The organism is uncultured Marinobacter sp., from assembly GCF_947488835.1.
Lineage (GTDB): Bacteria > Pseudomonadota > Gammaproteobacteria > Pseudomonadales > Oleiphilaceae > Marinobacter.
This window is the reverse complement of the sequence record NZ_CANLBK010000001.1, coordinates 1,583,135-1,605,332: the sequence shown is the minus strand read 5'-3', so window position 1 is coordinate 1,605,332 and position 22,198 is coordinate 1,583,135. Positions and strand designations below refer to the sequence as shown.

Annotated in this window: 22 protein-coding genes; 11 read left to right on the top strand and 11 right to left on the bottom strand. The window is 54.4% G+C overall.

The genetic code is table 11. The features are described 5' to 3' along the window. Positions 1 to 74: 74 nt before the first annotated feature. The gene (locus Q0824_RS07450; protein WP_298448952.1) at positions 75 to 1,409 is read left to right on the top strand and encodes a YihY/virulence factor BrkB family protein; all 1,335 of its coding nucleotides are present in this window, start codon (positions 75 to 77) and stop codon (positions 1,407 to 1,409) included. Here the strand turns inward: Q0824_RS07450 and Q0824_RS07445 are convergent. The 4 genes from Q0824_RS07445 to Q0824_RS07430 all read right to left on the bottom strand — a co-directional run bounded on the left by Q0824_RS07445 (position 1,387) and on the right by Q0824_RS07430 (position 5,970). Further along, complete coding sequence (locus Q0824_RS07445) at positions 1,387 to 2,427, bottom strand: HDOD domain-containing protein (protein ID WP_298448950.1); 1,041 nt, start codon at positions 2,425 to 2,427, stop codon at positions 1,387 to 1,389. The two genes, Q0824_RS07450 and Q0824_RS07445, sit on opposite strands and share 23 nt — an antisense overlap. Positions 2,428 to 2,535: 108 nt before the next feature. Next, the gene (locus Q0824_RS07440; RefSeq protein WP_298448948.1) at positions 2,536 to 3,765 is read right to left on the bottom strand and encodes a hypothetical protein; all 1,230 of its coding nucleotides are present in this window, start codon (positions 3,763 to 3,765) and stop codon (positions 2,536 to 2,538) included. A gap of 105 nt (positions 3,766 to 3,870) precedes the next feature. After that, positions 3,871 to 4,605 carry a 16S rRNA (uracil(1498)-N(3))-methyltransferase gene (locus Q0824_RS07435; RefSeq protein WP_298448946.1) on the bottom strand — a complete coding sequence of 245 codons (735 nt, stop codon included), beginning with the start codon at positions 4,603 to 4,605 and terminating at the stop codon, positions 3,871 to 3,873. Positions 4,606 to 4,620: 15 nt separating this feature from the next. Further along, positions 4,621 to 5,970 carry an adenosylmethionine--8-amino-7-oxononanoate transaminase gene (locus Q0824_RS07430; protein ID WP_298448934.1) on the bottom strand — a complete coding sequence of 450 codons (1,350 nt, stop codon included), beginning with the start codon at positions 5,968 to 5,970 and terminating at the stop codon, positions 4,621 to 4,623. A 181-nt stretch (positions 5,971 to 6,151) separates the two neighbouring features. Between Q0824_RS07430 and Q0824_RS07425 the strand changes: the two genes are divergently transcribed. The 6 genes from Q0824_RS07425 (at position 6,152) to Q0824_RS07400 (ending at position 9,157) form a co-directional block, all read left to right on the top strand. Next, entirely contained in the window at positions 6,152 to 6,640 is a 489-nt protein-coding gene (locus Q0824_RS07425) for a DUF2505 domain-containing protein (protein WP_298448933.1), read from the top strand. 38 nt (positions 6,641 to 6,678) lie between these two features. After that, entirely contained in the window at positions 6,679 to 6,969 is a 291-nt protein-coding gene (locus Q0824_RS07420; protein ID WP_298448931.1) for a type VI secretion system PAAR protein, read from the top strand. 100 nt (positions 6,970 to 7,069) lie between these two features. Next, positions 7,070 to 7,366, top strand: coding sequence for a hypothetical protein (locus Q0824_RS07415; RefSeq protein ID WP_298448929.1), 297 nt, complete (start codon positions 7,070 to 7,072; stop codon positions 7,364 to 7,366). A gap of 48 nt (positions 7,367 to 7,414) precedes the next feature. Then, positions 7,415 to 7,807, top strand: coding sequence for a hypothetical protein (locus Q0824_RS07410; protein ID WP_298448927.1), 393 nt, complete (start codon positions 7,415 to 7,417; stop codon positions 7,805 to 7,807). 85 nt (positions 7,808 to 7,892) lie between these two features. Continuing rightward, on the top strand, positions 7,893 to 8,495 hold the full coding sequence (locus Q0824_RS07405; protein ID WP_298448925.1) for a hypothetical protein: 603 nt from the start codon (positions 7,893 to 7,895) through the stop codon (positions 8,493 to 8,495). A gap of 167 nt (positions 8,496 to 8,662) precedes the next feature. Then, positions 8,663 to 9,157, top strand: a complete 495-nt coding sequence (locus Q0824_RS07400; RefSeq protein ID WP_298448923.1) for an ABZJ_00895 family protein — start codon at positions 8,663 to 8,665, stop codon at positions 9,155 to 9,157. Between the two features lies 1 nt (position 9,158). Here Q0824_RS07400 and Q0824_RS07395 read toward each other — a convergent pair whose 3' ends face one another. The 7 genes from Q0824_RS07395 to Q0824_RS07365 form a co-directional block, all read right to left on the bottom strand. Next, positions 9,159 to 9,905, bottom strand: coding sequence for an amino acid ABC transporter ATP-binding protein (locus Q0824_RS07395; protein ID WP_298448921.1), 747 nt, complete (start codon positions 9,903 to 9,905; stop codon positions 9,159 to 9,161). Between the two features lie 13 nt (positions 9,906 to 9,918). Continuing rightward, complete coding sequence (locus Q0824_RS07390; protein WP_298448919.1) at positions 9,919 to 10,590, bottom strand: amino acid ABC transporter permease; 672 nt, start codon at positions 10,588 to 10,590, stop codon at positions 9,919 to 9,921. A 91-nt stretch (positions 10,591 to 10,681) separates the two neighbouring features. Beyond that, the gene (locus Q0824_RS07385; RefSeq protein WP_298448917.1) at positions 10,682 to 11,440 is read right to left on the bottom strand and encodes a transporter substrate-binding domain-containing protein; all 759 of its coding nucleotides are present in this window, start codon (positions 11,438 to 11,440) and stop codon (positions 10,682 to 10,684) included. Positions 11,441 to 11,746: 306 nt separating this feature from the next. Beyond that, positions 11,747 to 12,616: a methylenetetrahydrofolate reductase [NAD(P)H] gene (gene metF, locus Q0824_RS07380; protein ID WP_298448915.1), complete on the bottom strand. Its 870-nt coding sequence runs from the start codon at positions 12,614 to 12,616 to the stop codon at positions 11,747 to 11,749. 12 nt (positions 12,617 to 12,628) lie between these two features. Continuing rightward, positions 12,629 to 14,002 (bottom strand): adenosylhomocysteinase, encoded by a 1,374-nt coding sequence (ahcY, locus tag Q0824_RS07375; protein ID WP_298448913.1) that lies wholly within the window; start codon positions 14,000 to 14,002, stop codon positions 12,629 to 12,631. A 60-nt stretch (positions 14,003 to 14,062) separates the two neighbouring features. After that, positions 14,063 to 15,253 (bottom strand): methionine adenosyltransferase, encoded by a 1,191-nt coding sequence (metK, locus tag Q0824_RS07370; protein ID WP_298448911.1) that lies wholly within the window; start codon positions 15,251 to 15,253, stop codon positions 14,063 to 14,065. A 177-nt stretch (positions 15,254 to 15,430) separates the two neighbouring features. Beyond that, positions 15,431 to 16,435 (bottom strand): metalloregulator ArsR/SmtB family transcription factor, encoded by a 1,005-nt coding sequence (locus tag Q0824_RS07365; protein WP_298448909.1) that lies wholly within the window; start codon positions 16,433 to 16,435, stop codon positions 15,431 to 15,433. 256 nt (positions 16,436 to 16,691) lie between these two features. Between Q0824_RS07365 and tkt the strand changes: the two genes are divergently transcribed. The 4 genes from tkt to fba all read left to right on the top strand — a co-directional run bounded on the left by tkt (position 16,692) and on the right by fba (position 22,046). Next, positions 16,692 to 18,692, top strand: a complete 2,001-nt coding sequence (gene tkt, locus Q0824_RS07360) for a transketolase (protein ID WP_298448907.1) — start codon at positions 16,692 to 16,694, stop codon at positions 18,690 to 18,692. Next, positions 18,692 to 19,720: a glyceraldehyde 3-phosphate dehydrogenase NAD-binding domain-containing protein gene (locus Q0824_RS07355; RefSeq protein WP_298448905.1), complete on the top strand. Its 1,029-nt coding sequence runs from the start codon at positions 18,692 to 18,694 to the stop codon at positions 19,718 to 19,720. Before tkt ends, Q0824_RS07355 begins: the two co-directional genes overlap by 1 nt. 38 nt (positions 19,721 to 19,758) lie before the next feature. Beyond that, complete coding sequence (locus Q0824_RS07350; RefSeq protein ID WP_298448903.1) at positions 19,759 to 20,919, top strand: phosphoglycerate kinase; 1,161 nt, start codon at positions 19,759 to 19,761, stop codon at positions 20,917 to 20,919. A 62-nt stretch (positions 20,920 to 20,981) separates the two neighbouring features. Then, positions 20,982 to 22,046, top strand: coding sequence for a class II fructose-bisphosphate aldolase (gene fba / locus Q0824_RS07345; protein ID WP_298448901.1), 1,065 nt, complete (start codon positions 20,982 to 20,984; stop codon positions 22,044 to 22,046). Positions 22,047 to 22,198: the final 152 nt, after the last annotated feature.

The following is a 22,198-nucleotide window of genomic DNA, read 5'->3' as shown; positions in this document are numbered from 1 at the left end:
AGTAGGCCATACTGATTCCGTTTCGTATCCGTTGAGGGTACTTTCTCGTTGCATCAGATAAAACAGGACGTTAAGTGGCCTCCTTTCAATTCAAAGAACGACTCCAGGCAGCAGAGACATGGATTCTTGCAAACCCGAATCCGCCGCAAACCTGGCCTTGGACCCTGTTATACAAGGCCGGGCGTTCCATTTATGCACTCATACGTGATGTTGTCAGCGGCCAGTTAACCCTGCATGCCATGAGCCTGGTATACACCACGCTGCTAAGCATTGTGCCGCTGCTGGCTTTGAGTTTTTCGGTGCTGAAAGCGCTGGGTGTGCATCAGCGCATGGAACCTTTTCTGTTTCAGTTCTTTCAGCCCATGGGGCCTGAAGGCGTTGAGATGGCGGAGCGCATACTTGGCTTCGTCGACAACATGAAGGTGGGGGTGCTGGGCTCCGTGGGCTTGGCGCTGCTTGTATACACTGTGGTGTCGCTGGTGCAGAAAATAGAGCGATCGTTCAATATGATCTGGCGGGTGCCAGAAATGCGTTCCGTGGCCCAGAGGTTCAGTAACTACCTGAGCGTTATCATGGTCGGGCCACTTTTGATGGTGTCGGCAATTGGCGTAAGCGCGACGATCTTCTCTTCATCGTTTGTTCAGACTCTGATCGCCATTGAGCCGTTTGGCACACTGATTCTTGTCGTCAGCCGCTTTACGCCATTCTTTCTTGTAGTGGGCGCTTTCACCTTCGTCTATGTGTTTATGCCCAACACCCGCGTAAAGCTACGGTATGCGTTTATTGGCGGCCTGGTGGCCGGGGTTTCCTGGCAAGCTGGTGGAATGTTGTTTGCGTCGTTTGTCGCAGGTTCTGCCAAGTACGCAGCGATATACTCCAGCTTTGCGATCGGCATTATCATGCTGACCTGGATATACCTGAACTGGATGATTCTGCTTTTGGGCGCCAGCCTGGCGTTCTACTTGCAAAACCCGGGTTCGGTTGCCAAGCGCAGTCATGTTCAACTGTCTCCGGAGCTTCAGGAAAAGGTTGCCTTGGCGATGATGTGGCTGGTGGCTCGCCCGTTCAGTGAGGGCGGCAAAGCACCGCAGCAGGAGGTTCTGGAGCAATCCTTACGAGTACCGGGAGAGGTTACGCGAGGCGTAAGTGACAAGCTGATTCGTGCCGGCATGCTCACGCTTGCTGGACGCCAGGGTGATCAGTTGGTGCCGGGGCGGGCGTTGGACCTTATTACGGTGGGGGATGTGCTGAAAGCCGTGCGCCATGACGAGGATCGCGTAGTTGATCGGCTACCTCCGGTGTTTCCCCCTGAATTGCTCAAAGGCGAGCGGGAGAATGAATCCACCACGTTTGCTGCCTTGCTCAAAAATGGCATTGCCGCAGAAGTTAGCCCCGAGCGCCTTCGCTGAGCGCGGCTTTCAAGGCTGCGCGCACGCGGCCTGTCTGTTCAGAGTTAAGACTTATGATTTTCTCCAGGTCTTCTTCAGGCAGGTTGCGTTGGTGGGCATGGCGCAATACTTCACGGCTGCCTAGCACCATACCATCCACCAGTGTTGCTCCGTCCCGAGCCGGCGCTGGGCGTTCTGCAGACAAAAGGTACGCGTGGTACTTGGGTGGAAGCCCCCACTCACTTGCAATCATCTGAGCCGCTACCCACTGGTAGCGTGCCAGCGCTGTGCGAATCAACACCATATCTGGTTCCCCGGCGCCAGGCTGAGCCTTGCAGATATGCTGCAGCTCCCTGCGAAGGGTAATATAGGATAGTGCCGGTAGCAGACCAACGGTGAAGCATGTGCTTGCATCCTCCCCACGAAGTTTTGCTATAAACTCTGCTGCTCGAGCGCAAGTAAGGCCCCATTGCCAGGCACGCTGGGCAAACAGTGCTTCCCGGCTATTTCGGGCCGCCATCATGGGGCGCATAACGGCCGCTGAAATCACGTTCCGTATACCATCAATGCCAAGGATGAATACAGCTTGGTCGACGGATTCAATGGTGTGATCGCCGGTGCGGAAATAAGGGCTGTTGGCAATCTGCAGTATCTGATTGGTGAGGGCGGGGTCACCCAGAATAATCTGACTCAGCTTCTGCCGGTCGCCGGACTCATCAGATAGCGCTCTCATAAGCATGGGAAGCGTCATGGGCTGCCGTGGCAGCTCTTTCATTTTTCTGTTCGAGAGGCGGTATTCGAGCTCTTGAAGAGCGCGTTCGGATAACGATTGTTCATCGCGCAGCTTGGAGGGGCCGGTATCGAGTAGCCAGCAGAAGAGGTTTTCTTCAAGTTGCATCGTCAGGCTATGTGCGGTCTGGACTGATTCGGTGGGCTCAGCAGTTTTCGCAGGATTGAACAGCCGCGCCTCAGGAGCCGGAGGAGATGACGGTTGTTCGGTTTTAAAAAATCCTGCTATCCAGGAAAAGAAGCCTGGCATCCAATGCCTCCGAGTGAATCAGTCGTGAAACTGTACGTGCCTGCAACTTGCAGTATAGGGGGCCATTGTTGCATTGCACAGGCCAAACCGTTGCTGCCAGTAAACTATTTAGATCACTGCCCCACCGAATACAAAAATGAGCTGGCAGACACCTGCCGAAAAACCAAGAAATGCGCCCACAAGAATCAGCTTGATTTCGTCTTCCTGGAAGCACGGGCGGAGCAAATCCTGAAACTCTTCCGATGACAGGGCAATCATTCGCTCCACCATAATGGCCTCAACCGCCCGGGCTCGGTCAGTTTGAAACATCGGGTTGTTAAAGGATGTTTTTGATATCTCGATGGCCTTTTCGCCCACCTGGTTTTTCAAAGTGGCAAAGCCGGTTGGGCCGAATGCCATTTGGGTTAGCGCTTTGCCCATACCCGCGGTTTCATCCACCAGTGGTTTGATGTGTTTTTTCACCATGTTGCGTGCGCGATCACCCTTGGGGCCTTCCATTATGGCGCCGATGATATTGCCAACCGTGAGGATTTCGTGGGTGATGATGTGGCAGAACGACTGGGCCACCTCCGGTTGCCGTTTGAGGAATAGACCCTGAATATTGAATGGGCCAATCTTTTTGGCATGGAGCGGCCGGAAAATAACGTTCAGTGCAATCCAGTTGGTTGCCCAGCCCACCAGCAAACCGAAAAACGGCAGTACCCACCAGCTTTGGTAAGCGTACCAGACAGCCATTTGAATAAGGCCGAACAGGAAGCCGAAATAGAAGCCGGAATTCACAATAAAACGAAACTCTGCATCGCCGCACTCGAGGAAAATACGGTTAAGAAGCTGTTTGTCGGCTGATAATTTTTCGATGGTCATGGTTTTGATATCGAGCAGATCTTCGATGTTGTTGGCAATATCGTCGACCAGGTTGTCCACGAGTTGCGGTGTGGACCTGCGAACCCTGTCGTAGACCATTTTTCGAGCGGAAGCGGGTAGGTTCTCCCAGAATGTCGGGTACTCCCGCAGCATCATTTCATCCACATATTCTTCGATGCGGGGCTCTACCGAGTGGACAATGTGAGCGGCGAGTACCTTTGGGTCAATCTGCTCGAAAATTTCCCGCACAGTGCCGATTTTCGAAATGGTGGCATCTACGGCGATGGCGGCCATTTTCTCGGCTTTTGATGGAATGATGCCCTGCCAGCCCAGCAGTGGAGGTTTGCCAATAAACTCCAGGGGGAAGAAGGTCATTTTGATGGCCAGCCAGTTAGTGATCCAGCCAATCAGGGCGGCAATAACGGGAATACTGAGGTATTGCCAGAATTCAGGGTTGTTTAACAGGCTTGTCATCCGGAGGGTGCACTCGCTTTTTTGTTTGTGTCTGCGGGTTGAAGCATGTTTGGAAGGTGCGCGGCTGTCAATGACCTAATAGCCCGTCCGGGATGGCGGAATGATCTAGCTTGCTATGTCACCCCATAGCCACTGACACAAAGCCATGGCGGCAACGGGTGCTGTCTCTGTTCTAAGCACTCTCGGACCGAGAGCCACAGGCAAGAACCCGTCTTTCTCCGCCTGGGCAATTTCATCAGCGGAGAGGCCTCCCTCGGGCCCGATCATCAGGGCTACGCTGGCAGGCTTGGCCATAGAGCCCAGCGACTGTTCCGTGCGGTGATGCAGAACCAGCCGCAAGTCGCAGGTACGGCTGTGTTCCAGCCATTGCGCCACGGTCATAACCGGCAGGATCTCCGGTATGCGAGCACGACCGCATTGTTCTGCAGCGCTTATGGCCATCGCCTGCCATTGGCGCAAACGCTTGTCTTCCCGGTCGCCTTTTAGCTTTACTTCACAACGCTCAGTGGTAAGCGGCACGATTTGCGACACCCCCATTTCCACCGCTTTCTGAATGGCATAATCCATGCGATCACCTTTGGATAACGTTTGTCCAAGGGTAATCTGCAAGGGAGATTCGGTATGGTTGGGCTCGGGTGCCGCTACAAGCACTTCAACACGCTTCTTCCCGGCTTCCGTGATGGTTGCCGGGTAATCCTGGCCATCCCCGTTGAACAGCCTCAAAGCCTGCCCAGGCTGCATGCGCAGCACCCGGCCGACATGCTGGGCAGCATTCTCATCCAGATCTGCGTGAGAGCCTTCGCTCAAGGGCGAGTCAGTATAAATTCTGGGGATGCGCATGGGTGTGTACCTTGATCAGTCTCTAACGGCTATATCGATGCCTTCGGTCGCAACCTGAGCCAGATGGCGTATCTGATCTTCAGTGATCACGTAAGGCGGCATGAAGTAAACCACATTACCCAGGGGACGAAGCAAGGCCTGACGCGTGAGAGAGTGCTGATAAACCCGAACACCCCGGCGCTCCTGCCAGGGGAAGGGGGTCTTCGAGACCCTGTCTTTCACCATTTCTATCGCCAGCGTCATTCCGTGCTGGCGGATATCACCCACATTGGGGTGATCAGCAAGGTGAGCGACGGAATCAGCCATGCAGGTCGAGAGTCTGCGATTGTTTTCAATAACGTTATCATCCCGGAAGATGTCGAGAGTGGCCAGTGCCACGGCACAGCCAATGGGGTTTCCGGTGTAGCTGTGGCTGTGCAGAAAGGCTTTCAGAGTTTCGTAATCGTCGTAAAATGCGTTGTAAACGGTATCGGTGGTCAGCACTACGGAGAGTGGCAGGTAGCCAGCAGTCAGGCCTTTGGAAAGACACATGAAGTCCGGAGTGATTCCAGATTGCTCGCAGGCGAACAGGGTGCCGGTGCGGCCAAAACCGACGGCGATTTCATCCGCAATCAAATGCACACCGTAGCGGTCACACGCTTCGCGCAATTTCGTGTGGTAAATCGGGTGATGCATGCGCATGCCGCCGGCGCACTGAATGAGAGGCTCCACCACAACGGCACAGATTTCTTCGTGCTTTTCTTCCAGCAGCTTCTCCATGGCCTCAAACTGGCGCAGCGCGTAAGCTTCGTCGGTTTCGCCTTCTTCCTTGTTGTAGGCGTCGGGTGAGGGTGCCGTCAGAACTTCCATCAAAAGAGGCTGGTAGGTGTCCTTGTACAAAGCCACATCGCCCAATGCCAAAGCACCCAGGGTTTCGCCGTGATAACTGTTGCTCAAATTCACAAAATTCTTTTTGCTGGGTTTGCCCTGATTCTTCCAGAAATGAAAGCTCATCTTGAGCGCAGCCTCAATGGCTGACGATCCATTGTCAGCGTAAAAGCATTTATTCAGTCCATCAGGAGTTACTTCGATCAGCCTTTCAGACAGATTGACCACAGGCTCGTGGGTAAAGCCTGCCAGGATGACATGCTCCAACTCATTAATTTGCTTGTTGATGGCGGCGTTTATTCTGGGGTTGGCGTGGCCAAAAAGGTTAACCCACCAAGAGCTGACTGCGTCGATAAACCGGTTGTTTTCAAAATCCTCCAACCAAACACCTTCGCCGCGCTTGATGGGCACCAGAGGAATGGTTTCGTGGTCTTTCATCTGGGTGCAGGGATGCCAAACGGATTTAAGGCCGCGGGCGATGAGGTCGGCATTGCGCATAGAGAGTCTCCGGTAAGGCGATGGTTCTGAACAAGTAATGTGCCGGCTGTTAACCTTGAGCAATAATACAGTTAACAGCGACAACTGACTACTATGCTAATGCTTATCGACCGATAGGCCAATGCACGCACCAGGCTGCCCCCTGACAATTCCCGCATAATAAAACAGAGGTGCGTATACGATGGAAGTTCAATTAACCCACCCATATCAGGCAGGCATTGAGCGAGTGCTCGGGGCCTTCTTCAGCGAGGATCATATCCTTGAGAAAAACGCCTTGTTGGGCTCCCGCAATGTGCGTGTGGCGGAGCTGGAGAATAGCGAATCCACAGCAAAACTGGTTGTTGAGCGACAGATGACATCCTCAATGGAGGTGCCAGGCTTTCTCTCTCATTTTCATCGCGAGTGGAATCACGTTCGGCAGGAAGAACACTGGTTTCGCAAAAGTGACAGTGAATGGCATTGCGAATTCCGTGTTCACGTTGAAGGTGTGCCGGCAAAAATCAAAGGCATGATGAAGCTGGAAGGCTCAGGTGACACCTGTACCAATCATGTAACCCTGAGTGTGCGCTGCGATGTGCCGCTGGTGGGCAAGAAGATCGCAGCATTTCTGAGAGACGACTCACACGCCAAAATAGAGCGTGAGTACGAAACCATACAACAATTGCTATAATGCGCGATCACGGATGAAAACAACGCAAAGGATGCGATATGAGCAAACCAGTAGTGCTTCTCGGAGACTTGGGCTCTGACCACCAGGGCTTCCCTCCCACACCGGTACTCGCCAGCTCCCCCGATGTACTGATTGATGGCAAGCCAGTAGCCCGTGTGGGCGATCCACTGGCGCCGCACTCCAAACCGAAACATCCTCCACATCCTCGGGCTATAGCAGCTGGGTCTGGCACTGTGCTCATCAATGGAATGCCTGCCGCTGTAACCGGCGGGGCTATTACGTGTGGTGGTGTGACGATTGGTACTGGGTCGGTGGTTATTGGGAGTTGATGTAGATCCATGGCGATGCGTCTGCTAAACCGGATAATTATGAACGTCTCAATCCTGGATTAAGCAACCGAGTGTTGCCCTGCAGGTAAGCCAGGAGGTCATGCACCAGGAGACCTTCCGAAAGCATGGAAAGCTGAGCCATCCGGAGTTCTTTGAGCAGCGCCAACGTTTGTTTACGAAGCTGGACTTCACGTTTGGTAAAGTCGTCAGAAAAGGAATGTCGCTAGATGATAACCCGAAGCTAAAGAAGGTACTGGGGATATCAACGAAGCGAACCGTCCAGGATTGGAAGGCTTCGGGCGTGGGTGGTATTCCGGGGTATGGCACGAATTATACAAAAGTTTCTGGTGCTGCTCGTTTCGTCGAGAACGGAGTGCGGTTGGAGGGCAGGTGGTAGGGGATGCTGGCGCCGACTTGGGGGCGTTGATATACGAGGTGCGAAGTGATGACTGACGACAGCCTTGTCATCGTGGCATACATAGGCTTCGCCAGCCTTTTTTTGGGCCTGATACCTCTACCTATTATTGTCACTATTGGGTTTCGATACGCAGCTCTAATCGAAGATCGCGTGGCCACTGATTCGGGCGGCATCGAAGCTGCAAGAATGTTTTGGCAGGGACGAGTGGTCGGTCGTTTTTTCAGAAGTAGTAACGTATTTGCGTACCTCGTGCTGCGAAGTTTCCCCGGTTCCTTTTTTAAGCAAAGGGCATCTTTGCTTGGGAATCCAAATGTTCCTATACCGAGGCTCTGGCAAGCATGGGTGGTGATACCAGTGCTTTTTCTTTATCTGATGGTTGGGAGCGTGCTTATCGCAAGTGCGATTACCAAGATGCTCTGATGAAAGACCAAGAGAAGTCTGGGGTTAGACGGGTATTTTTAAATCGGTTCTCTATGACATCGCAACAAAAGGTCGCCGTATAGCAATGGCCGGGATTATTCGCTCGTTCCTAGTATTTGCGATCATTGGCGCCATGATTGGATGCATGTCAGAGCCAAAAACCTATGCGTATTCGATCATCGTCGCTGGTGGACCTTCTGGCTGGCCGGTTTGGGTTGAGGAAGTTACGCTAAATGGGGATCGAAGAGTGCCAGCAGGTGCAATAAGTTATGGCTATGATCAAACGCCGCCCACCGGCGGAAGAGTTGTTATGGGGCCCTCCTCTGCGCCGGAGTATGTTGAAGCTCGTTGGTTCTCTCATCGAACCGGGAAGTTTCATGAGACATTGCTATCGATGCCAGAAGGATTCGAAAAATCTTTGAGTACATGGTTTGATCGTTATTCCACGCCAGCATACCGGCACTATTTTATAGTCGGCTTTTCTGGAAAAGGAGAGGCGTTGGCGTGGTGGCGAGCATCATGTACGGATTGTGTAAATGCCCAGGATAGTGGCTTTGCTGTGCCGATTGTGGCCAGTTCTCCGGCTCAAACGGCCGAGGGTGACACATCCGGATACGATGTGCAGACTCAGTATTACATTGATAAAGGTGCTATGCCGCCTGTCAGGTTGGATAGTGCCGTTGATTAAGAGTGTCACCACTATGCCGAAGGACCTGGGCTCGGGCAATGAGTGTATGGTCCTTTTCATATACCGGAACCTGCCAATCGGACTGCTCTCCGTGATATCTAATGTGGGCTAATGGGCGGTGATTAGAATTTCCGTAGTAGAAACCAAAGAAGCAAGGAGGCTTCACAATGATTATCAGAACCATTCTCAACTTTTCTGGCTTGTACGCAGCCATTCAGTTACTTGCAGTCACAATTACTCATGTGTTCAATCTCGAAATCCCATCTGGTGCCCAAATTGGTCTAATGATGGGCGCTGCCTATGGCGCTATGATGATTTCGGTGTCCACGTTAAAGCGGGCGCCCACCCGTTCGGAAAACTGGATTCTGTCAGTCGCCGTTAATGTTTGCGCTCTGATCATATCGGCGGCTTTAGTCACAGCAGTGCTCTATCTCGCCGTTGGGGCCTATGCGTATCAGGGGTTCATGATGGTGTTCGGCGATATCCCCATTGTGGTGTTCCTTGTTTCTATGGGTGGAACATTTTTACTGCAGGTTGCCTTTTGTTTGCTGGTGTTTGGGAAGGCTGCACGTCATCATTTGTCGAAAGTACAAACTAAGCAGGCAAATGCGGGGTTTGATTCAAATAAAAAAGCCCCCGAATCGGGGGCTTTTTCGCTATAGCCTAGCGCACCAGCACCCTCGATAAAAACGCCTGAGTGCGTTCATTCTGAGGATTATCAAACACGTCGTCTGGCTTGCCTTCCTCCACAATCTGGCCTTCGTGAATGTAGATCACACGGTCGGCCACTTCCCGGGCGAAGCCCATTTCGTGGGTGACCACCATCATGGTCATGCCTTCTCTGGCCAGTTCACGCATTACGTCGAGCACTTCACCGATCATTTCCGGGTCCAGCGCCGAGGTGGGTTCGTCGAACAGCATCAGGCGTGGCTCCATGGCCAAGGCGCGGGCGATGGCAACTCGCTGTTGCTGACCACCAGAGAGGTGGCTGGGGAATTTGTCAGCCTGACTGCCAATGCCCACTCGCTCCAGTAAGCGCTCAGCCGTAGCGTTCGCCACAACCTGGGGCGTGTTCTTTACTTTCTGGGGCGCCAGCATGATGTTCTTCTTCACCGTGAGATGAGGGAACAGATTGAACTGCTGGAACACCATGCCCACTTCTTTACGGATTTCCGAAAGAACCTGCTGATTGCCGCCTTTCGGAGCAAGCGCCTGACCATCTACTTCCAGATGGCCGGATTCAAACTCTTCCAGACCGTTCACACAGCGGATCAGTGTGGATTTGCCGGAGCCACTGGCGCCGATAATCACCACCACTTCGCCTTGTTCTACGGTTAAATCGATTTCTTTAAGGACATGCAGTTTGCCGAAGTACTTGTTCATGCCCTTCATTTGTACAATGTGATTCATGGGTCAAGTTCCTTCAGACAGAGGCCAGTCCGCGCCGTTCAACCAGGCGGAGAATCAGGGACAGAGAGAGGGTGATGGCCAGATACATAATCGCGACCACGAAATACACCTCAAAGGCGGTGAAGGTACTGGCAATGTAAACCTGGCCCTGACGAACGAGTTCGCCCACGCCAATAACCGAGAACAAAGAGGTGTCCTTGATGCTTACAATGGCTTGGTTACCAAGCGGCGGAATCATGCGCCGGAAGGCTTGTGGCCAGATGATCGACCAGAATGTCTGAGTGCGGGACAAGCCCAGAGAAAGCCCGGCTTCTGCCTGGCCTTTGTCGATGGATTGAACGCCACCGCGTACCACTTCAGAAATATAAGCGCCTGAGTTCAACGCAATCGCGGCAATGCCCGCGGTAAGAGGATCGATCGGACCTCCGATCAGATCTGGCAGGCCGTAAAAAATAAACAGAACCTGAACAAGAATCGGGGTGCCACGGAAGATTTCGATATAGGCCGTTGCAGGCCATTTCAGAAACCACTTTTTATTGATGCTCAGCAAGCCAAAGATGATACCCAGAGCGAAGCCAATCATTAGGCCGCCAAAGGAAATCATCAGGGTGTAGGGAATCCCCTTGATAAGGAAGGGAATGGAGTTGATGGCCGCTTGCCAGTCGAATTGGAACTGGGAATCCACAGTGTGCGTCTCCGCAGGGGTTGGGGGCAGAAGTCGCCGGAGCAATTAGCTCCGGCGCTACAGAACAAAGGGCCTGGCGGCCCTTCAGGCTTTATTTGCCTTCTGGCATTGGGCCAAACCACTTTTCGTAAATGGTTTTGTAGGTTCCGTCTTCTTTCATTGAAGCGAGGGCCTCGTTGACCTCGTCAACCCACTCACTGCCGTCTTTCAGCGCGATGCCATACTGCTGGCCTTCGTAAAGCTCGCCGACGGTTTTTACCTTGCCTTTGCCCTTGGTGCTGGCGAAGTAGCCAACGTTCGGGGCGTCGTAGAATACTGCATCTACTGCACCTGACATCAATGCCATGTACATGTCTGAGCTACCCGGATAGGGCGTGACGCCGTCGTTTTTATCCAGGTTTTTCTTCAGGAAATCGTAACTGGTGCTGCCAATCTTGGAGCCAACTTTCAGGCCTTCAAGATCAGAGATTTCTGTTACGTCGTTGTTGTTCTGGCGAATCAGGATTCTCAGGCCAGAGTCGTAATACGGGTCGGAGAAATCAACGATCTTTTCACGCTCGTCGGTTATGGTGATGCCGGCAATGGCGATATCCACGTTGCCTGTTTGCAGGGCAGGAATAATGCCGTTGAAGTCCATGGTGTTGAGCTTGTAATCAAAGCCGGCACGCTTGGATACTTCGGCGATGATTTCCATGTCGAAGCCGATCATCTCACCGGTTTCCTGATCCAGCATCTCAAACGGAACAAAGCTGGGGTCGGTAGCCACTCGCAGAGTTTCTGCGCTTACGGTGCTAGCTGCGATGGTGAGGGCCAGGCCTGTCCCCAGTGTTTTCAGCCATTTCGTGCTCATGCTTTCTCCTTTATTTCTTATTGGGGCTCCATTTGCCGGATAAGGCAAGCCGGGAGGTTCACTGTTGATGACCGTGCCGCCCGGGGAGCATTAGTGGAACTGCATCACGTACACTTTAGACTATGACTCAGGTGAGCGCCGGAAATCAAATGCTTGGAGGGTAAAACGCCCCCTCTCCCCAACCCCTCTCCCGCAAGGGGAGAGGGGCTATACTCCCATCGACGTGTGGTGCGTGGCAGTTTGGTCTTTACTCCCTCTCCCCTTGTGGGAGAGGGCTGGGGAGAGGGGGTAGAAGAAGGCAGAGCTTCAGAAAGAAATTCTTTCTCGTTCACTGATACCCAGGTTTTTCCAGATACTGATGCTTGGCTCAGCCTGGTTCAGGGTATAGAAGTGCAACCCCGGTGCTCCGGCTTTCAACAGCTTCTCGCACATATCCGTGATCACTTCCTCACCGAACTTGCGAATGCTGGCTGTGTCGTCGCCGTAGGCTTCAAGCTGCTTGCGAATCCAGCGCGGTATTTCGGCACCGCACATATCAGAGAAACGCACCAGGCTTGAGAAGTTCACGATGGGCATAATGCCCGGCACCACAGGAATGGTGACCCCGAGCTTTTCCAACCGATCGATGAAATAGAAATAGCTCTCCGGATTGAAGAAGTACTGAGTAATGGCGCTGTTGGCACCAGCCTCCACCTTGCGGGCGAAGTTTTTCAGATCTTCTTCAGCGTTACGTGCCTGCGGGTGAAACTCCGGATAGGCCGCTACCTCCAGGTTGAAGTGATCGCCGCTGTGCTCACGGATAAACTCAACCAGCTCGTTGGCGTAACGCATCTCGCCGGATGCCCCCATGCCGGAAGGCATGTCACCCCGAAGGGCGACAATCCGGTTGATGCCGTTCTCTTTATACACATCCAGCAGTTCGGCAATCTCTGCCCGCGTACCGCCGACGCAGGAGAGGTGTGGCGCTGTTGAAATGCCTTGCTTGTGAAGGTCAACCACGGTTTCGATAGTGCGGTCCCGCGTGGAACCGCCCGCACCGAAGGTGACCGAGAAAAAGTCCGGATTCACCTCGGCGAGCTGGTCGCGTACAACCTGAAGCTTTTCCTTGCCCAAGTCGGTCTTGGGCGGGAAAAACTCAAAGCTGAAGCGGCGTTTAAATTGCTTCTGGGATTGCATCTTGTTACCCGATTAGTACTTGTAGCTTTCTGGCTTGTACGGGCCTTCGACCGGTACACCGATGTATTGCGCCTGTTCCGGGGTCATCTTGGTGATTACGCCACCAAAACCTTCAACCATGGCGAGGGCCACTTCTTCGTCGAGCTTCTTTGGCAGAACCTGAACGTAGATGCCTTTCTCGCGGGCGTCTTCCGGCAGATCTGCGAACTTACGCTCGAACAGGTACATCTGCGCCAGAACCTGGTTGGCAAAAGAGCCATCCATGATGCGTGACGGGTGCCCCGTCGCGTTGCCGAGGTTTACCAGGCGGCCTTCGGAAAGCAGGATCAGGTGGTCGTTTACAGCCTTGTCACGGTAGATCACGTGAACCTGAGGCTTAACTTCGTCCCATTCCCAGTTCTTGCGCATGAAGGCAGTATCAATCTCGTTATCGAAGTGACCGATGTTGCACACAACTGCGCCGGATTTCAGAGCCTTGAGCATGTGCGCATCGCACACGTTCATGTTGCCGGTGGTGGTGACCAGAATGTCGGTGTTCTGCAGCAGGGCTCTGTCGATACCAGCCTCGGTGCCAGTGTTCACGCCATTGATGTACGGGGAAACAACCTCGTAGCCGTCCATACAGGCCTGCATGGCACAGATAGGATCAGCTTCGGTTACCTTCACAATCATGCCTTCCTGGCGCAGTGAAGCGGCGGAGCCTTTGCCCACATCACCGTAACCAATCACCAGGGCTTTTTTACCGGCCATCAGGTGGTCAGTGCCGCGCTTGATGGCATCGTTAAGGCTGTGACGACAGCCGTACTTGTTGTCGTTCTTGGACTTGGTAACGGCATCGTTCACATTGATAGCCGGAACTTTCAAAGTGCCGTCGCGCAGCATTTCCTGCAGGCGGTGTACGCCCGTGGTGGTCTCTTCGGTCACGCCGTGGCAGTTGGCCAGGATTTCCGGGTACTTATCATGGAGCAGGGCAGTCAGGTCGCCGCCGTCGTCCAGGATCATGTTGGGTTCCCAGCCTTCTACGTCGGCACCAATCGTGCGCTCAAGGCACCATTCGTATTCTTCGTCGGTCTCGCCTTTCCAGGCGAACACAGGAATGTTCTGGGCAGCGATGGCCGCAGCAGCCTGATCCTGGGTGGAGAAGATGTTGCACGATGACCAGCGAACGCCAGCGCCCAGCTCAATCAGTGTTTCGATCAGGACGGCGGTTTGGATGGTCATGTGGATGCAGCCCATGATGTTGGCGCCTTTCAGTGGCTGCTCTGCTTTGTACTTCTCGCGCAGTGCCATCAGGGCTGGCATTTCGCCTTCAGCGATTTTAATTTCTTTACGGCCCCAATCTGCCAGGGAAATGTCGCGTACTTTATAGTCGTCGAAGTTGCTCATGGATGTTCTCCAGTCAGTTCTGTTTAGGCGCATGAGAAGGTTCATACGCCTGAAAATGGTTTAGATACCAGCAGCGTCTTTAAGGGCATCTGCACGATCCGTCTTTTCCCATGGGAATGTCGTGAACGTCTTGCCGGCAACGGTAATTTCTTCCGGCTCGCGGCCGAAGTGGCCATAGGCTGCTGTGGCCCGGTACATGGGATGCAGCAGGTCGAGCATGTTGGTGATTGCGTAAGGACGCAGATCGAAGTGCTGGCGGACCAGTTCGATGATTTTGTCGTCGCCAATTTTGCCAGTGCCGAAGGTGTTTACGGAGATAGACGTTGGCTGTGCCACGCCGATGGCGTAGGACACCTGAATCTCGCACTTGTCGGCCAGACCAGCAGCAACGATGTTTTTGGCAACGTAGCGGCCGGCGTAGGCAGCAGAACGGTCAACCTTTGAGGGGTCTTTGCCGGAGAAAGCACCGCCACCGTGGCGAGCCATGCCGCCGTAGGTGTCTACGATGATCTTACGGCCGGTCAGGCCGCAGTCGCCAACGGGGCCGCCGATAACGAACTTGCCAGTTGGGTTGATGTGGAACTGGGTGCCCTTGTGCAGCAATTCTGCAGGCAGCACGTTCTTCACGATCAGCTCCATTACGGCTTCTTTCAGATCCGCCTGGCTAACGTCCGGGTCGTGCTGGGTTGAGAGAACAACCGCATCAATGCCTACAACTTGGCCGTTTTCGTAGCGGCAGGTTACCTGGCTTTTTGCATCCGGGCGCAGCCAAGGCAGCACGCCGGTTTTGCGGGCTTCGGCCTGGCGCTCTACCAGGCGGTGCGCGAAGGTGATCGGTGCAGGCATCAGCACTTCGGTTTCGTTGCTGGCGTAGCCGAACATCAGGCCCTGGTCGCCCGCGCCTTGATCTTCTGGCTTCTGGCGGTCAACGCCCTGGGCGATATCAACAGACTGTTTACCGATGATGTTGATGATGCCGCAGGTGTCGGCGTCGAAGCCCACATCTGAGGAGGTGTAGCCAATGTCTTTGATAACACCGCGAACCAAATCTTCCAGGTCAACCCAGGCGCTGGTGGTGATTTCACCGCCAACGATAGCAACGCCGGTTTTCACCATAGTCTCGCAAGCAACGCGGGCGTGGGGATCCTCCATAAGAATGGAATCCAGAACCGCATCGGAGATTTGGTCGGCGAGTTTATCCGGGTGGCCTTCAGAGACCGATTCGGAGGTGAAGATGTTGTAGTCAGACATAGCGTTGCTCCTTTGTGAGCGTTTCGAAATCTTGCCGGTGGCTGGATGCTGCTGCAGGCGCCGGCTGAGTTATTTGTTTTGGTTCGAGGTGTGTAAGTACTACTACGTACGCCAATATCAAAGTTTTTTGATATTCCACTCCAGAGGACGGAATATCAGGGTTTGATTCGTATTCAGTTATCTCAGCGGCAACTGGGTTTTCCAGAACTCTCTTACCTGAATCTGGAAGCCGTTTCGCAAGCCTATAAACAGCTGCTCACCGGCCTTCAGGCCCGCCGCTGTTGCCCAGGCGGTCAGCTCTTCCGGCTCAAAACCAAGCCACAGGTCACCGCAGTTTTCTTTCGCCCAAATTTGATCGTGCCGACACAGGTCGCTGATCATCAAGCAGCCGCCATTGTTCATCAGAGCTGCCGCGTCCAGAAAAATATCTGCCGGGCTGGGTACGTGGTGCAGCACCATGTTGGCCACCACAAGATCAAACGCATCCCCTCGGGCCAGCAGGGTGTCGGTTACACCTTCAATCAAATCAACGTTGTTCAGGCGCTCATCAATGCAGGTGCGAGTTGCCTTGGCGAGCATGTCCCGGCTGTTGTCCAGGCCCACAACGTGTTCGCAAAGTTCGGATAGCACCGGCAAAAAGCCACCTTCGCCCGGGCCGATTTCCAGCGCGGTTTGCCACTGTTTTTTCTTGGTGCGCTTGCGAATCATGTCCGCTACAGGCCCGGCGTACAGGTCAAATGCCGCAATCAGTTCCTGCTGCTCCCGAAACTGCTCCGAGTGCCGGGAAAAGAACGCCTGCGACTGATCCGCACGCTGATCACGGATGGACTCAATTTTCTCCTGCAGGTGCGCGGGCAAAGGCGCGCGATCCACTGCTTCAAAAATCTGCCGAATGGTCAGGTCTGTCGGCTTGTCGTTGTCCAGGTGCAGCGGGCGACGGTAAAAAATTGCGTTGCCTTCGCGCTGGGGCTCTACAAGCCCGGCCTTATGCATCACTTTCAGGTGATGGCTCATGCCGGACTGGCGCATATCGAACAACTGGCTCAGTTCCAGCACGCCAAACGTATCCCGGCGCAACACCCGCAGTACCTCTAAGCGCAACGGGTCGCCGCTTGCCTTGAAGATCGGGGCAAGAACGTCCACGGAGGATATTTGGTGAGAGTGCGTGCTTAAACTTGTCATGGTTGCGGAGTGTAAGGGGGTTGGGGCGCTCAATCAATAGGCATATCAAAGTTTTTTGATATAGATTTATCATTCTTTGAAATCAGTCTCTTTCGGTAATTCCCAACCGAATAACCCGAGATAAGAGGTACACCGATTTGCCCCGGCACACCCTAATCGGCGAAAATACGCGCCTTATTTTTAAGCAGCTTTTTATTGCCCTTTGAAAAGCACTGGTTTGTTACTTACTTCCTTGAAAAACATTGGAGAAATGTAAATGCCCTCTCGTAAAGATCTCGCCAACGCCGTTCGCGCGCTGAGCATGGATGCGGTTCAGAAAGCTAAATCTGGCCATCCGGGTGCGCCCATGGGTATGGCGGATATCGCCGAGGTACTGTGGAACGATTATTTGAGCCACAACCCGGCCAACCCCGAGTGGGCCAACCGCGACCGTTTCGTGCTTTCCAACGGCCACGGCTCCATGCTGCAGTATTCACTGCTGCACCTGAGCGGTTACGACGTTTCCATTGAAGACATCAAGAACTTCCGGCAGCTGCACTCCAAAACCCCGGGCCACCCGGAATACGGTTACACCCCGGGCGTAGAAACCACCACCGGCCCATTGGGGCAGGGCATTGCCAACGCGGTAGGTTTTGCATTGGCAGAGAAAACGCTGGCGGCGCAGTTCAACCGCCCTGGCCATAACGTAGTAGATCACTACACCTACGCTTTCCTGGGCGACGGTTGCTTGATGGAAGGTATCTCCCACGAGGTGTCCTCGCTTGCCGGCACTTTGGGCCTTGGCAAGCTGATCATGTTCTACGACGACAACGGCATCTCCATTGATGGCAAGATCGAGGGCTGGTTTACTGATAACACCCCCCAGCGTTTTGAGTCTTACGGCTGGCAGGTAATCCCGAATGTCGATGGCCACGATGGCGAAGCCGTTCGCGCAGCGGTTGAGAAGGCGCGTGCGAATACCGATCAGCCAACACTGATCTGCTGCAAAACCGTTATCGGTTTTGGCTCCCCCAACAAGCAGGGCAGCGAATCTTCCCACGGCGCACCCCTGGGTGATGACGAAATTGCACTGACCCGCGAAGCACTGGGCTGGACCCACGGCCCGTTTGAAGTGCCAGCCGACATCTACGCAGCCTGGAATGCCAAAGACAAAGGCGCCAGCGCTGAAAGCGCGTGGAACGAAACCTTCGCAGCCTATGAAAAGGCCGAGCCAGAACTGGCCGCGGAACTGAAGCGCCGCATGGCGGGTGACCTGCCTGCCGACTTCTCTGAAAAAGCCCAGGCGTACATTCAGGAATGTCAGGACAAGAGCGAAACCATCGCCAGCCGTAAGGCGTCCCTGAACACCCTGAACGCCTACGGCCCAATGCTACCAGAACTGTTGGGCGGCTCGGCCGACCTGGCCGGCTCCAACCTCACTATCTGGGGTGGCACCAAAGGTCTGACTAAAGAAGACGCCAGCGGCAACTACGTTTATTACGGCGTTCGTGAATTCGGCATGGCAGCCATCATGAACGGTGTTGCTCTGCACGGCGGCTTCGTGCCCTACGGCGCAACCTTCCTGATCTTCATGGAATACTGCCGCAACGCCGTGCGCATGGCCGCACTGATGAAGCAGCGTTCCATTTATGTATTCACCCACGATTCTATTGGTCTTGGCGAAGATGGCCCAACACACCAGCCGATCGAACAGCTGGCCAGCCTGCGCACCACACCCAACATGAGCACCTGGCGCCCGGCCGACGCAGTAGAATCTGCCGTCGCCTGGAAAGCCGCTCTTGAGCGTACAGATGGCCCCAGTGCTTTGGTATTCTCCCGTCAGAACCTGCCAGCTCAGGCTCGTGATGCACAGCAGTTGGCCGACGTGGCCAAAGGCGCTTACGTACTGTCTGACAGCGAAGGCACTCCGGATCTCATCCTGATTGCCACCGGCTCCGAAGTGGGCCTGGCGCAAGATGCGGCTGCCAAGCTGCGCGAGCAGGGCAAAAAGGTACGGGTTGTTTCCATGCCATCCACCGATGTATTCGATGCCCAGAGCGCCGAGTACAAGCAGCAAGTGCTGCCACTGGAAGTCACCAACCGCATTGCTATCGAAGCGGCGATTGCAGATTACTGGTACAAGTACGTTGGCCTGGACGGTCGCATTGTGGGCATGACCACCTTCGGTGAATCGGCACCTGCCGGCGAGCTGTTCAAGGAGTTCGGCTTTACCGTGGAGAACATCCTGGAAGTGTCTGCAGAGCTGCTGGACGCCTGATGACAGACTCCGTGCCCTTTCGTATTGCCATCAACGGGTATGGCCGTATTGGCCAGTGCGTGTTGCGTGCACTGTACGAAAACGGTTTTCGCGATCACCTTCAGGTGGTCGCGATTAACGAGCTTTCTGATATCGACACCATTGCACACCTGACCCGCTACGATTCCACCCACGGCCGGTTCACCGGAAGCATTGCCGTGCAGGAGCAGGATTTGATCATCAACGGTGATCCTATCCGCATACTGCGCCATGCAGATCCGATAGAACTGCCGTGGAAAGAGCTGGATGTCGATCTGGTGTTAGAGTGCTCTGGTTCCTATTCAGACCGGGCCACGGCTGAATTGCACCTTCAGGCCGGTGCCAAGCGGCTGCTGTTCTCCCAACCGGCTGAATCAGACGTCGACCGCACCGTGGTGTTTGGCATTAACGAAACGGAAATCACCGCAGACGACCGCATAGTGGCGGCAGGTTCCTGCACCACCAACTGCCTGGTGCCAGTGATAACCGTGTTGGATAAAGCCTTTGGCGTGGAGCAGGGAAGTACCACCACCATCCACGCCGCCATGAACGACCAGCCGGTGATTGATGCCTACCACCAGCAGGATTTGCGGCTTACCCGAAGCGCGCTGCACAACATAGTGCCGGTAGATACCGGGCTGGCGCGGGGCGTTGAACGTTTGCTTCCGCACATGGAAGGCCGCTTCAGCTCAGTGGCATTGCGCGTGCCCACCATGAACGTGTCGGCCATCGACATGGTGTTCAACGTGCGAGAAGCCACCGACGTACCCTCGGTAAACCGTGTGTTGAAAGCAGCAGCAGATGGCCCGCTAAAAGGCATACTCGGATACACCGACGAACTGCTGGCCAGCTCTGACTTCAACCATGATTCCCATTCCGGCGTAGTTGATGGCGGCCAAACCCGCGTAACCCGGGGCACCATGGTGAAAGTGTTATGCTGGTTTGATAACGAATGGGGATTTGCCAGCCGCATGCTGGATGTAAGCCAAAGCTGGCTATCCCGGCTTTAAACTCTTTGCCAATTAATTGAATTAACGGAACCCAGATCATGGCCATTAAGAAAATGACCGACCTGAACCTCGCTGGCAAGCGGGTTCTGATCCGCGAAGACCTCAACGTGCCGGTAAAGAACGGCGTGATTTCCAGCGATGCCCGCATCCGCGCCTCCCTGCCAACCATCAAGGCAGCCAGAGACGCTGGCGCCAAAGTGATGTTGATGTCTCACCTGGGCCGCCCGGAAGAAGGCGTGTACGACGAAGCCTCCTCCCTCAAGCTAGTTGCAGACCACCTCACCAAAGCCTTGGGCCAGGAAGTGCGCCTGATTAAAGATTACCTCGGTGGTGTTGAAGTAGCAGACGGCGAAGTGGTTCTGTTCGAAAACGTTCGCTTCAACAAAGGCGAGAAGAAAGACGACGAAACCCTGGCCAAGCAATACGCAGCCCTGTGCGATGTTTACGTGATGGACGCCTTCGGCACAGCCCACCGCGCTCAGGCATCTACCCACGGTGTTGCACGCTTTGCACCGGAAGCCTGCGCAGGCCCATTGCTGGCGGCAGAGCTGGAAGCTCTTGGCAAAGCTCTGGATAACCCGGCCAAGCCAGTAGTCGCGATTGTTGGTGGCGCTAAAGTGTCCACCAAGCTCGACGTACTTAACGCGCTGGAAAAAGTGTGTGATCAGATTATTGTCGGCGGCGGCATCGCCAACACCTTCCTGGCCGCAGCCGGCCACCCGGTAGGTAAATCCCTGTGCGAACATGAACTCTTGGACACTGCCAAAGACATCGCTTCCCGCGTAAACATCCCCCTGCCGGTCGACGTAGTGGTGGCCAGTGAGTTTTCAGAAAACGCCACCGCCACTGTTCGGAACATTGAAGACGTTACTGAAGACGACATGATTCTCGACGCAGGCCCTCAAACCGCCGGCCAATTCGCCGAATTGCTCAAGAGCGCCAAAACCATTCTGTGGAATGGCCCGGTAGGCGTGTTCGAGTTTGAACAGTTTGGAAACGGCACCAAAACCCTGGCCGAAGCCATCGCCGAAAGCGACGCCTTCTCACTGGCCGGTGGCGGAGACACAGTGGCCGCCGTTGACAAATACGGCATAGCTGACAAGATCTCGTATATTTCCACCGGTGGTGGCGCCTTCCTGGAGTTTGTGGAAGGCAAAGTGCTGCCAGCCGTAGCCGTACTGGAAGAGCGCGGCGCGTAAGCATTCGTTCCAAACAATTTTGAAACTGACACTTTAAAAGCTAAAACCAAGGAGACAACCAAATGGCCCTGATTTCGCTGCGGCAAATGCTGGATCACGCCGCCGAGCACGGTTACGGTGTGCCAGCCTTTAACGTAAACAACCTGGAACAGATGCGCGCCATCATGGAAGCCGCCGACAAAACCGATTCCCCGGTTATTGTTCAGGCCTCTGCAGGCGCCCGCAAATACGCCGGAGCCCCCTTCCTGCGCCACCTGATTCTCGCCGCCATTGAAGAATGGCCACACATCCCGGTGGTAATGCACCAGGATCACGGCACCAGCCCGGCAATTTGCCAGCGCTCCATCCAGTTGGGCTTCAGCTCTGTAATGATGGACGGCTCATTGGGCGAAGACGGCAAAACGCCTATGGACTACGACTACAACGTAGACGTAACCCGCCGCACCGTAGAAATGGCCCACGCCTGTGGCGTTTCTGTAGAAGGTGAGCTGGGCTGTCTGGGCTCTCTGGAAACCGGCCAGGCCGGTGAAGAAGACGGCATTGGCGCAGAAGGCACTCTGGACATGAGCCAGATGCTGACCGACCCGGAAGAAGCCGCGGACTTCGTGAAGAAAACCCACGTAGACGCATTGGCCATCGCCATCGGTACCAGCCACGGCGCATACAAGTTCACCCGTCCACCCACGGGCGACATTCTGGCCATCAACCAGATCAAAGCCATCCACGCCCGCATCCCAGACACCCACCTGGTAATGCACGGCTCCAGCTCCGTACCCCAGGAGTGGCTGAAAGTAATCAATGAATTCGGTGGCGAGATTCCCGAAACCTACGGTGTACCGGTTGAGGAAATTGTTGAAGGCATCAAACACGGTGTGCGTAAAGTAAACATCGACACCGACCTACGCCTCGCAAGCACCGGCGCAGTGCGTCGCTTCATGGCCCAGAACCCGGCCGAATTCGACCCACGCAAATTCCTGCAGGCCACCATGGTAGCCATGACAGATATTTGCGTAGCTCGTTACGAAGCCTTCGGATGTGCTGGCCAGGCCAGCAAGATCAAGCCCATCAACCTGGAGTTGATGTATCAGCGCTATGAGTCTGGTGAGCTGGACCCGAAAGTTAAGTAAGTTGCTTTGAAGCAGCCCCGGGTGTCTTGCCTGGGGCTGTGCTTTACCCCTTCTGATTTCTCTCTCGTTTACCCATCCCATCAAAAATTAACTAAATTTTGCAAAGGCCGAAGGTAAATAGCCCAAAAATGGTCTAATGTAGCTAGCTATAC